The organism is Aquimarina sp. AU119 (assembly GCF_900312735.1).
Lineage (GTDB): Bacteria > Bacteroidota > Bacteroidia > Flavobacteriales > Flavobacteriaceae > Aquimarina > Aquimarina algiphila.
In genome coordinates, this window is sequence record NZ_OMPF01000013.1 from 350,261 (window position 1) to 363,346 (window position 13,086).

Below are 13,086 nucleotides of genomic sequence, written 5' to 3' on the forward strand. Positions count from 1 at the left end.
ACATATACTATACTTGTCTTCAACAAAACGCCAAACGTGAAATTTCTTAATATCCCTTTTTTAATTCTCACTATATCAATAGTTATTGGAATTTTAATTGGTTATTATTCTAATATCTCTCTACATCTCATATTGGTTTCATTATTAATTTCCATTCTAGGATTAACAATTACCTGGTATAGATCAAAAAAAATGTTTCGTAAAGGATTTTCCTTTTCATTTTTAATGATTATCGTCTTTATTCTCTTTGGGGTAACCTTGGTTCAAATACATAATCCAAAGAACCACACAAGTCATTATAGCAATCTATTACAATCGCAGGATTTTGAAGATCATAAAGTGGGAGTTCAATTTTCAATACAAGAACGATTAAAACCTACATCCTACTACCACAGATATAAGGTTTCTATTTTACTTTTAAGAAATCAAGTTGTAAAAGGAAGTATACTTCTTAAGATCCCAAAAGATAGTCTACATCATATTTTAGATATTGGCAACAGATATACGACATTTACCAATTTGCGAAGTATTACTCAACCATTAAATCCTGATCAGTTTAATTATGCAAACTATTTAAACAACCAGTACATATACCATCAAATTATTATAAAAACTGATCAACTTATCAAAAATCAAAAAACAGACTGGTCTTTATATAATCTTGCAAATCAAATTAGAAAAAGTATTAATCTTAAGTTATCTGAGTATACTTTTGATGCAAAACAGCGATCTATAATTAACGCATTACTTCTTGGACAACGACAGGATATTAGCCAAGAGACTTTTGCTCAATATCGAGATTCTGGAGCTATTCATATTCTTGCAGTTTCTGGACTTCATGTTGGTATATTATTAGTAATTCTAAATCTTGTATTGAAGCCTTTAGAAAGATGTGGAAGAAAAGGTAAAATATCTAAATTGGTATTCATCATTTTTTTTCTTTGGGGTTTTGCTATAATTGCAGGACTATCTCCATCGGTTCTTAGAGCTGTTACCATGTTTTCTTTTCTTGCGATAGGGATCCAAATCAGGTCAGTAACAAGTATCTATAATTCATTATTCATTTCTATATTTATATTACTTTGTTTTAATCCTTTATTATTATTTTCTGTTGGCTTTCAACTCAGTTACATAGCAGTTTTTGCTATTATATGGATACAACCTATCATTGCATACCTGTATCGCCCAAAAACTTATTTCTCTAAAAAACTTTGGGAAACGTTTACTGTCACTATCGCTGCACAATTTGGGCTATTACCACTTACTTTATTTTATTTCCATCAGTTTCCACTTTTATTTTTTGTTTCCAATCTGATTATCATCCCCTTTCTGGGAGGTATTCTTGGATTTGGTATTACCATAATTACATTGGCTTATTTAAATATCCTTCCACAATCTATAGCAACACTATTTGGTAATTGCATAGATCTGATGAATGTGATTGTAAGTTGGGTGGCTCAGCAAGAGGAATTTTTAGTTACCGATATTACTTTTTCGTGGAGAATGCTATTAGCACTATACCTCGTTATTATATCTTTGATTATACTATTTCAACACTATAAAAACATTAAAGTTTTATGGGTAACAATAGCTCTAATTATGATGTTTATCGTTATGATTTTTGAAAAGCATCTGCATACCCACAAACAAGAATTTATCGTTTTTCATCATCATACCAATACTGCTTTGGGAGTTTTAGAAAACAAGAGATTAAAACTCTATAGTAGGGATACTATCTCTAATACAACCCAACGTTTTTTATTTGGCAATTACCTTGTTAATAACCAAGCCACTTTAGATAGTTCTTTATCATTAAAAAACGTATATACATACAAGGAACAGGTTATTCTTGTGATTGATAGTACAAGTATATATGCTATACCTAAAATAGAGCCAACTATTATCTTGCTATCTGATTCTCCAAAGATACATCTTGACAGAGTTATAGACAGTCTTCATCCCAGGCAAATTATAGCAGATGCAAGTAATTACAAAAGTTATATCGATCAATGGGAGATTAGTTGTGAAAAACAAAATATCCCTTTTCATCGCACAGATAAAAAGGGAGCTTTTATATTAAAATGATTTCCTTAAACATTAACGTCCTTCAACCAATACTCTTGCGCTAGGCACACGATATAGTTTAAGTGGAAATATATGATCTGGATATTCTAGTAAACCATATATCTGCAATGCTGAAGCAATAGCTCCTTCTTGCCAACCTGGTAGTTTAGACACCTGATCTCCCGTTATAAAAAAACCATTATCCTGTTTTTGCAATTCATTATAACACCACGCAGAACTTCCAATTTCTGGCTCGATTTCTAAAGGCATATTTTTTACCCTTTCATAATTAACCCAATCTTCTGTTTTGAATGTTTCTAATTCCTCATCAACTTTTTTCCAATCTACCCATCCTCCTTGTTGATATTCTATATTTTGCCATGCAATACTTAATCCATGTCTAAGTTGCCTTGAAAATTCCTCTCCATGTAACTTTGCTGCACCAATACGAGCTTCTTCCATACGTTTTTCAGGAAGCTCCTCTCCCCATTCTTTGGCATTAATACCATAATTATATGCCCCTGTAAGAATTCCTGTATTATCATTATAATCATTTGAAGGGTACCACATTTGTTCCATACGATTAGGGCTAATACGAGAAATCCCTCCAAAAACAGGAACGGTCTGCTCGTCTAACGGGTTTTGCCAATATTTGCGATCACTTTGCCATCCAACTTTGCATGTAGGTCTTAAGAAATCTTTTGTCTCCATTACTTTACTAAGTGCCTTCCAATAATTAGCGCTAAAATCCTCTTTTATTACTTTTCCTGAAAGTAAGGGAATTGGAATATTGCTCACGCAGATATCTGCAGCAATTGTCTTCTTATCCCCATACATTATATCCCATTGATTATCAGATCTTTTAATATTATGAACAGGGGCATTAAGATGAATAGTTCCTCTATTCCTTCTTACTTCATGCTCTAATGCATGCACAATTTTATCCATACCTCCGACAGGCTGAAAGGAGGTGTCTTGCCATAGGAATTCTTCTGGTTGATAAAAATTCAAGTCCCAAAACACAGACTTTAATATATCTTTAAAAGGTAGTGGAGGTTCTATAATTCCTTCTCCTGTTCCTGGTAATTTTTTATATCCAGAACGAGAAGAACCTTGATACTTCCCTTCTTTATCTAATGCTCCAAATTCGACAAGCCATTTTTTTAAATTTTCAATATCATCATTATTTAGCTTCTCTTCATCCGAACGTCTATCATTCATGTAGTTCAGAAAAGCTGCTCCGTTCTGGTATAAGTATTCTGCAAAATACCCTCTAGGGTCATTTGCTAAACGCCTATCTGTAATAGTAGTACCTCCAAAACCTTCTATCGTTTTCATAAGATTAGAACGACTTTCCATCACATATACTTCTAATTCGACATTTAATGCTTTGCAATAATTAATGACATTGCGATGTCCTGATGGAATACGTCCTGGACCAGCATTAAGATATGGTACTCCTGTTACACCATTCGTATCGAATCTACATGTTTGCTCTATGCCATTGGTGAATTCTCGAAAACTATCTCCAGGCCTTAAGGTTAAACATCTTCCTCCCAAATAATTTTCTGCTTCCAAAATGGTAACATTATAGTTGGGCTGCTTTAATAATTCGAAAGATAACGCAAGGCCTGCAATACCACCACCAAGAATTACAACATTAGTGCGCTTCTTTTCTTTTTTGGGTTCGTCTATTGTTTCCACCTTTAAATCATGCTTTCCTTCTTTTGTAACTGTTGGTGTAACGAGTTCTAATCGCCCACCTTTTTCACCGGTTTGACGTAAAAAACTTTGCTGATTGTTCTTACTTGAATCTTTCATTTTAAAGAATTTAGATTAATACCTCTCTTAAAAATTTATGAAGGTTTAATTTCTCATTAAGCCTTTAGACAAGGTCTAAATTCTATGTGATTTAATCCATACGTATTAACACGTGAAAAACATGTAATATTTACGGGAATAGTGTGGTGAAATATACTATAGATAAAGGCACTTGTTTAAAATCTATAGAATAAACATAAAAGCTCCATTTTTATCATATGATAAAAATGGAGCTTTTATGTTAAATAAGAATATTGAATTCTATAACAAAACCAAAGATTCTTTTAAGTCCTTCTCTACAGGTGTTTTCATAATCCCTTGTATGATTTTATGCAAATCGGGGATACAGGTTCTGGCAAGACTATTTTGGCTATTAAAAAGCACACAAATTCCTAAATCTTCTTCGGGAAAAATTGCAATTTCACTTCTATAATTGTTTACACTACCTCCATGATGAACAATTGTAGTTGGTTCATTAGTTTGAGTATCCACAAAATTATGTACTCTCCATCCATAGCCGTAGAAAGATGATGAATATCCAGACCATCTTTGATAATATTGTCTTCTTCCTCCAACCTGAATCTTGGGAGTAAATACACTTTGTATTGAACCTGGCATCATAACTTCAGGGTTATTTCCTAATAGAAATTTCATCCACTTACCCATGTCTTTAGCACTCGCATTAATTCCTCCTGCTGCAATGGCATTATTATAATATTTTTTATTGATTTTCATTGGCCTCCACCCATGTCTTACACGTTGATGAGGCTCTGCTACATTATCTGATTCTTCTAAAGCTTCATAACTAGCAGATGCAGAAGACATATGAAGAGGATCAAAAATCTTTTCTTGAAGCACTTCTTTAAAAGATTTACCTGTGACTTGTTCTACAATGGTTCCACTTAATGCAAACACTGCATTCTGATAGCTATATATTCCACCAGGTTTAGCAATAGGAACTAGTTCCTTAAAATTACTTGCTATTGTCCTAATTGGTATTCCATCCTCTACAAGATTAGTAAAACTATGATATGGCAAACCAGTAGTATGGGATAAAACATGTGATAATGTAACACTTTCGGTTTGCTTTTTACTTGAGAGTTTAAAGTCTGGAATGTAATCCTTAACCTTATCCTCCCAATTTATCAATCCTTCTTCTACATGAATACCTGCTAATATTCCTGCAAATCCTTTGGACACAGAACCAATTCTAAATATGGTTTCTTCGTTAATTGTATCTTTTGACCTCGAATTTTTATTTCCATAACCTCCTAGATAAATAATAGAATCACACTTTACGATCGCAACTGAGGCGCCAACAATTTGATTTTGGTCTAAAGCCTGATCAAAATAGGTTTGAATTGAAGCTATTAATTGTTGTTTCTGTGATGCAGGAAAATGAATATCAGGTAGTGTTTCAGGTACTTGAACAACTTGAGGCTGTTGAGATAATTCTGAATGCTCTCCAGAAGCAAAAGAGAAAAGCAAAGCAACAAATACCATAGATGGGGCAACTATGACTAGTAATTTTTTCATAAGTAGGTTTATTACGACAAACAAAGTAAATTAAATCCATAAAAGCAACAAAAATTACTTTTAAAGGCACACTTACTTTAATACCGTAATCAGATTTAGGGTATTATTTTAGGTTTATGTATTAGGTAACGCATACTTAATCAATTAATTGTGCACTAAATCCGAGTTTTATATCAAAAAGTACTTGTCTTTTCAAAATATACATAAAAAAAATCTCCTTTTACTACGGTATAGTAAAAGGAGGCTATTTTATAATTTAAAATTGAAATCTTTTGACTCAACTACATGTTTAATTGGTAAAGGTACTTACAAAAGAGCTTTCATACTTCTTCCAGGCATCTGCACTGGTTAATTTCTTGTAATCATTCTTATGAATCATCTTAAGATAAATCTCTAATTGTTTAGGAGTTTTATATCCAACTACCGGAGCGATAAGATTTCCTTTTTCATCAAAAAACACCATACTTGGATATCCAGTTATCTTTAATGCATTAGCAAAAAAGTGCTGACTATTTCTTCCCTTCTTATCTGGATTATGATTAGGATTAGTGTATGTAAAATCATTATAATAAACCTCTTCTGTGCCTTCTGCATTAAATTTTACTGCATAATAATTGGTGTTCACATAAGATACTACATCTTTATTATGAAAGGTTTTTTTATCTAAAAGCTTACAAGGTCCACACCAATCTGTATAGACATCCATAAAAATCTTTTTAGGTTCTTTTTTTTGAGCCTCTAAAGCTTCGTTCATTGACATCCATTGGATTTCTTGTGCCTGGGTAGAAAGGCAAAACAAGAACACTAACAGAAAAAGTAGGTTTTTCATCTTTTTTATTTTTTTATAACTAGTCGGAAACAAAAACTGTTCCTTATTTAAAACTTCACTTATCTTGGGAAACGAGTTTAGTTATATATTATTATTTATCGTACTCCATGCATTAATTTCTTTAACACTGGATTAAGTAATATCATTAAAACTCCCGCAGCAGCAGGCACAACTGTAAATATTAAAAAGAAGGTGGTTAATGAATACTTAGAAGTAATTTCATCAATCATACCTCCTAATTGACCAGCAGACCAATTTCCTATAAAAATTGCCAAGTACCACACTCCAAACATTAAACCAATTAATTTGGCAGGGACTAATTTACTAACATAAGACAATCCAACGGGAGACAAAAATAATTCACCTAAGGTATGAAATAAATAAGCCAAAATTAACCACATCATACTTACCGTTGCCGTCTCTGCACCTTGTGGAATCGAAATAGCTCCAAATGCTAACAATGCGAAACCAAAACCCAAAAGGATTAATCCTAAACCAAACTTTACAGCTGCAGAGGGATTATATTTACTTTCCCATAATTTGGAAAATAACGGAGCAAAAGAAATTATAAATAACGAATTTAAAATTCCAAACCAAGAAGCTGGGACTTCTGTTGTATCTGCATTAAATTCACGATATAACTTCCATATTACTATTGCCCATATAATAGTAAAACTTCCTCCCAATATAATATTAGAGAGTGAGATTTTTTTAAATGTTTGAACAAATAATTTATAAAGTACCCAACTAATAATCAGTAAAGGTGCTATAGTAATCACTGCATCAATAATTTTAAAAGCACTTGCGGCATTTCCTACTAAAACCCGATTAGTATATTTACTAGCAAAAATAGTCATCGAACCGCCTGCCTGTTCAAAAGCAGCCCAAAAAAACACAGTAAAGAAAGCTAAAATCCCTACTACAATATATCTATCATTTTGAACCTTAGTACTTACTTTTACTTCTTCTTTTATTTCCTCTACAGCATCTTCAATTTCGTCATCTATATCATCTAACTCATATTTATCTTTTGGAGGTAATCCAACATTTTCCAAAATACTTCTTCCAAACCAAAATTGAAGCATTCCTAAAAACATGAAGATCCCTGCTAAACCAAACCCGAAGCTCCAGCTAACCTTTTCCCCAATATAACCACATAACATTATACCTAAAAAAGCACCAGCATTAACTCCCATATAATAAATAGTATATGCCCCATCTTTCTTTTCTTCATTCTTATCATAAAGTCCGCTGACAATAGATGTTAAATTTGGCTTAAACAAACCATTTCCTAGAATTAGACAAGCTAATCCTATATATAAAAATGTAGGAGTTTCTAGAGCCATTGAAGCATGACCTAAAGTCATTAATAAAGCTCCAAATGCTACTGCTTTTCTATATCCAAGAAACTTATCGGCAATAAAGCCACCCAATATTGGTGTAAGATATACCAAACCTGTATACCATCCATATAATTTTAAAGCATCTTCGTTACTCCAAGCCCAACCACCGTCAATTATTTCACTTGTTAGAAATAGAACAAATAATGCACGCATTCCATAATAGGAAAAACGCTCCCACATTTCTGTGAAAAAAACCATAAACAATGAAGGCTTATGTCCTAATAAAGTAAATACTTTAGAATCATTTTTCGAAGTCATACCAAAAAGTTTTTAGTGGTTATCCGCTAGTTCAAAACCTTCTGCTTCTTCATGAATTGTCCCTTCCTTGTCTTCTACTCCATGTGTTAATACTTCTAATTGCTTTCTGAATAGCATAACAATCAACCCAAATACAACACAAAAAACTGCTATTCCTGTAAATATTGCAAATTCTCCTTGACTTTCAGCCCATTCTCCTAATAATCCTGCCAATTTATTTCCAAAACCAGTCATTGCAAAGTATATACCCATCATTAGCGCACCATATTTAACCGGGGCTAATTTGGTAATAAAGGACAAGGCTACTGGTGATATACATAATTCACCAATGGTATGAAACAAATATGCCAACACTAACCAATACATTGCAGATGAACCGTCAGCATTAAATTCCATAGAGGCAGCTGTCATAAAAAAGAATCCAGTACCCATAATGATAAGCCCTACAATCATTTTAAATAACGAACTCGAAACTTTTCCTTTTAATTTTCTATTAGCCCAATATAAAGCTACACTGGTCCCCAAGAAAATTATAAACATTGCATTTAATGACTGAAACCAAGAAGCAGGAACTTCCCACCCCATAAGCATTCTATTAGTTTTTCCACTTGCATAAAGGTTCATTAGTCCTCCAGCTTGCTCAAAAGCTCCCCAGAATACAATTACCAATAAAAATGAAATAAGGAGTACGATAACTCTATCTTTTTCTATTTTGGTTAATGGTTTTTTCATTGCTTCTTTATCTTCTGTTTTTTCAGAAGTTCCTAAAAAGTTTCCAACATTTGCAAGATATTTTTGTCCTAAAAGATATTGTAATAATCCCAGTGCCATTCCGATTCCAGCCAACCCAAAACCATAATGCCATCCATGTACTTCTCCTACGTATCCAACTATTAAACTAGACAAAAAGGCTCCAAGGTTAATTCCGATATAGAAAATTGTGAATCCTTTATCTCTTCTTATATCTCCTTGTTTATACAAACCTCCAACCATGGTTGAAATATTTGGTTTTAGCATTCCTACTCCGGCAATAATTAAACCAAGACCAGAATACCAGGCCCACATTTCTTCAACTGCCAAAATACTATGCCCAGCGACTAATAAAAGTCCTCCTATTAGGACCGATTTCTTTTGCCCCAAGAATTTATCAGCAATCCATCCTCCCGGAATAGATGCTACATACACCAACATCGTATACCAGCCATACAGTGCTAAAGCCTCTCCTGAAGACCATCCTAAACCTGGATTTTCATCTACAGTTTTAGTTGTAAGATATAATACAAAAAGTGCTCTCATGCCATAGTATGAAAAACGCTCCCACATCTCTGTAAAAAATAATATGTATAATCCCACCGGATGCCCAAAAAGCTCTTTTTGATGAGCTGCTTTAACTGTATTTGCCATTATGTAAGTTTAATTAATTATAAGTTATTTTTAATGAAGTTAGTCATCTTATTGTATAAGTGTAATCGTGTTTTACCCCCATAGATTCCATGGTTTTTATCAGGATAAACTGCCCAGTCAAAATCCTTATTTGCCTGCACTAATGCTTCAACCAATTGCATTGTGTTTTGTACATGTACATTATCATCTGCACTACCATGTACTAATAAAAATTTTCCTTTTAATCCATCCACAAAATTGATGGGCGAATTATTATCATATCCTTTGGCATTTTCCTGTGGAGTCATCAAATATCGTTCCGTATAAATGGTATCATAAAACCTCCAACTAGTCACCGGAGCAACAGCGATAGCCATCTTAAAGGTATCTGGTGCCTTAAACAAGCAATTACTAGACATAAAACCTCCATAACTCCATCCCCATATTCCTATTCTGGAAGCATCAATATAATCTAATGCTCCAAAATATTTGGCTGCCGCAATCTGATCTTGTACTTCAAGGTTTCCTAAATCATTCTGAGTAGCCTTTTTGAATTTAGCTCCTTTAAACCCGGTTCCTTTTCCGTCTACACAAACCACTATGTATCCTTCTTGTGCTAACATCATATACCAATAATCATTAGCTCCATACCAGGAGTTTCTTACCGATTGAGATCCCGGACCAGAATATTGATACATAAACAGTGGATATTTCTTTTTAGGATCAAAATTCTTAGGTTTAATCATCCAGGTATTTAACGTTTCTCCATTAATTTCGATTGTCGAAAATTCTTTTGGTCTTACATCATATCCCGCTAATTTCTCTAGTAGTCCTTTATTATTTGTGATTTCACGTACTACCTTCCCTGTTTTCCCATTATTTAGAGAATATTCATAAGGTGTTGTTGCATTCGAGAAATAATTAATATAAAAACTAAAATCAGCACTAAATTCGGCATCATTACTTCCTTCTTTTTGACTTAATCGTTTTTTATCTTTTCCATCCAAAGTGATCGAATAGATATCTCTATTTATATTTCCATTTTCTACACTTTGATAATATATCTTCTTGTTCTTTTTATCATAACCATAGTAATCGGTTATTTCCCAAGTACCTTTGGTTACCTGACTAATCAATTCTCCAGTCTCAGCATAATGATAAATATGATTGTATCCATCTTTTTCACTAGTCCAAATAAAGCTATTATCATCCAGGAACGTTAGATTATCAGTAATATCGATATAGGCTTCATCTTTTTCATTAAGCACTACTTTTGGTGTCTTGGTCTTGGCGTCTACAAAAATTAAATCCAGATTATTTTGGTGTCTATTCATTACTTGTACACTCAAAATATCTGGATTGGACGTCCATTTTAATCTAGGAATATAAAAATCTTTATAGGTTCCTAATTTGACCTCATCTAATGCCATTGCGCTAATATCTGCAATAAATAAAGAGACCTTGGCATTCTTCTCTCCTGCTTTAGGGTATTTAAAAACCTGTTGTTTTTGATATAAATCCTTACCATATACATCCATAGAAAACTCAGGTACTTCTCTTTCATCAAATCTTAAAAATGCAATTTTATTACTATCTGCACTCCAATCAAAAGCTCTTACAAAAGAGAATTCTTCTTCATATACCCAATCTGTTATTCCATTAATGATTTCATTTTTCTTGCCATCATCTGTGAGTTGAACTTCTTGCCCTGTTACAAAATTCAACATATAAATATTATTATCCAGAACGTATGCTATCTTATTACCATCTGGAGATAGTATTGGGGATTGAATTTTTTTATCGCTAACTTTAAAAATCCCCTTAGAAGGAACATCATATATGTGATAAATCCCTTCTGAAGAACGACGATATATTTGTTTTAATTCACTAGAAAGTAAAATTCTATTTTCATCCTTACTAAATGAGTATCCTTGGAATGTAGATAAACCTCCTAAAGAAGAAGAACTCACCAATGTCTTCGTTTTTTCTCCAGTTTCATAGCTATATACTTCTATATTGGTTGTCCCCGAAACCTGATCTTTTTCTAAAACAGAATACTCTGTTCCATTCTTCATTGAATATAAGGATTGTAATCCTTCTGTTCTAAAAGCTCCACCCCATATTTCATCCAGAGTAAAAGCTTTGTCTTGTGCATATGTTGTGAGCCCAATAAAAAATAAAATTCCAAAAAACAATTTTGTAATTTTCATATTATAATTTTAAAAATTGTTAACGCCAAGAATACTAAAAAATCCGTGAAAAATACAACAATTGCTGTTAAATACAATAAAATCATAGCCGCATAAGTGATTTTTTTTAACATATCATCAATAATGTTTCAACTCCATCTCTAAATCAAATTACAGAAAAGTGTTTTTACTCTTTCAAATTTCATTCGACTGTGTAAGTATGACAAAACAGAATAGTATATTTGAAGGCACTAAATAATAATAAATACAATGGCACCTGTAGTTTCTGGGTTTTCTAAACTCTCTAAAGCTGATAAAATCAAATGGCTAGCAGAGCATCACTTTAATAACGATCAAAATGCAATAGACACTTTGGTAACCTATTGGAATTCTGATAACCGACTTCAGCAACTTCATGATGAGTTTACAGAAAATACGATTTCTAATTACTATCTCCCTTTTTCGATCGCTCCTAACTTTCTAATTAACAATACGAGATACACCTTACCGATGACCATCGAAGAAAGTTCTGTGGTTGCAGCTGCAAGTAAAGCTGCTAAATTCTGGCAAACACGAGGAGGTTTTAAGGCAGAAGTCATATCTACTATAAAAGTTGGACAGGTACATTTTACATATACAGGAAATCCAGCCAAGCTAGAAGCATTTTTCTCTAATATTAAAACAAAACTTCTTTCTTCTGTATCCCATATGACTACAAATATGGAGAAGCGTGGTGGTGGAATTGTAGCAATTGAACTTCGGGATAAAACTACAGAAATTGATAACTATTACCAGTTGCATTGTACATTTGAAACTGTTGATGCCATGGGAGCTAATTTTATTAATTCATGTCTAGAACAGTTTGCTAAAACTTTACAATCAGAAGCAAAAAAATACTCCGATTTTTCTACAGCAGAAAAAGATATTGAAATCATCATGAGTATTCTCTCTAACTATGTCCCAAACTGCTTAGTAAAAGCTTACGTATCCTGTCCTATAACAGATTTACCAAATACTAAAGAGCTTTCTTCTAAGCAATATGCAGAAAAATTTGTTAGAGCAGTACGCATCGCAGAAGTAGAGCCGTATCGTGCCGTAACCCACAACAAAGGTATTATGAACGGCATTGATGCTGTAGTATTGGCAACAGGAAATGATTTTAGAGCCATTGAAGCCGGAGCTCATGCTTATGCATCAAGAAATGGTAAATACAGTAGTCTTACTCATGCCGAAATAAAGGATGAAATATTTACATTTTCAATTGAACTTCCTCTTGCTTTGGGAACAGTAGGCGGATTAACCACCTTACATCCACTAGTAAAACTAGCATTGCAAATTCTAGAAAAACCTAACGCCAAAAAATTAATGCAAATAACTGCAGTAGCAGGATTAGCACAAAATTTTGCTGCTATAAATTCATTGATCACAACAGGAATTCAACAAGGTCACATGAAAATGCATCTTATGAATATTCTCAATCAATTTGAAGCTACAGAAATTGAAAAAAAATATCTCATTACATATTTTAAAACAAATCCAGTTACCCACAGTGAAGTAGTAGCTCAAATTGAAAAATTAAGACAATAGGATTAAATGTAAACTA

The 13,086-nt window shown here is 33.0% G+C and carries 8 protein-coding genes; 2 read left to right on the forward strand and 6 right to left on the reverse strand.

The genetic code is table 11. From position 1 onward, the window contains the following. Window positions 1–36 precede the first annotated feature (36 nt). Window positions 37–2,085, forward strand: a complete 2,049-nt coding sequence (locus DK442_RS10065; RefSeq protein ID WP_160114113.1) for a ComEC/Rec2 family competence protein — start codon at window positions 37–39, stop codon at window positions 2,083–2,085. 12 nt (window positions 2,086–2,097) lie between these two features. Here the strand turns inward: DK442_RS10065 and DK442_RS10070 are convergent, their stop codons facing one another. The 6 genes from DK442_RS10070 to DK442_RS10095 all read right to left on the reverse strand — a co-directional run bounded on the left by DK442_RS10070 (window position 2,098) and on the right by DK442_RS10095 (window position 11,504). Beyond that, on the reverse strand, window positions 2,098–3,885 hold the full coding sequence (locus DK442_RS10070; RefSeq protein ID WP_109435734.1) for an FAD-dependent oxidoreductase: 1,788 nt from the start codon (window positions 3,883–3,885) through the stop codon (window positions 2,098–2,100). Between the two features lie 261 nt (window positions 3,886–4,146). Then, window positions 4,147–5,421, reverse strand: coding sequence for a serine hydrolase (locus DK442_RS10075; RefSeq protein WP_109435735.1), 1,275 nt, complete (start codon window positions 5,419–5,421; stop codon window positions 4,147–4,149). A gap of 289 nt (window positions 5,422–5,710) precedes the next feature. Next, window positions 5,711–6,250, reverse strand: a complete 540-nt coding sequence (locus DK442_RS10080; protein WP_109435736.1) for a thioredoxin family protein — start codon at window positions 6,248–6,250, stop codon at window positions 5,711–5,713. 95 nt (window positions 6,251–6,345) lie between these two features. Next, a complete protein-coding gene (locus DK442_RS10085) occupies window positions 6,346–7,911 on the reverse strand; it encodes a peptide MFS transporter (RefSeq protein ID WP_109435737.1) in 1,566 nt (521 codons plus the stop codon). A gap of 12 nt (window positions 7,912–7,923) precedes the next feature. Continuing rightward, on the reverse strand, window positions 7,924–9,315 hold the full coding sequence (locus DK442_RS10090; RefSeq protein ID WP_109435738.1) for a peptide MFS transporter: 1,392 nt from the start codon (window positions 9,313–9,315) through the stop codon (window positions 7,924–7,926). A gap of 17 nt (window positions 9,316–9,332) precedes the next feature. Next, a complete protein-coding gene (locus tag DK442_RS10095; RefSeq protein WP_109435739.1) occupies window positions 9,333–11,504 on the reverse strand; it encodes a S9 family peptidase in 2,172 nt (723 codons plus the stop codon). 249 nt (window positions 11,505–11,753) lie between these two features. Here DK442_RS10095 and DK442_RS10100 point away from each other — a divergent pair, with 249 nt between their 5' ends. Then, window positions 11,754–13,070 carry a hydroxymethylglutaryl-CoA reductase, degradative gene (locus DK442_RS10100; protein ID WP_109435740.1) on the forward strand — a complete coding sequence of 439 codons (1,317 nt, stop codon included), beginning with the start codon at window positions 11,754–11,756 and terminating at the stop codon, window positions 13,068–13,070. Window positions 13,071–13,086: the final 16 nt, after the last annotated feature.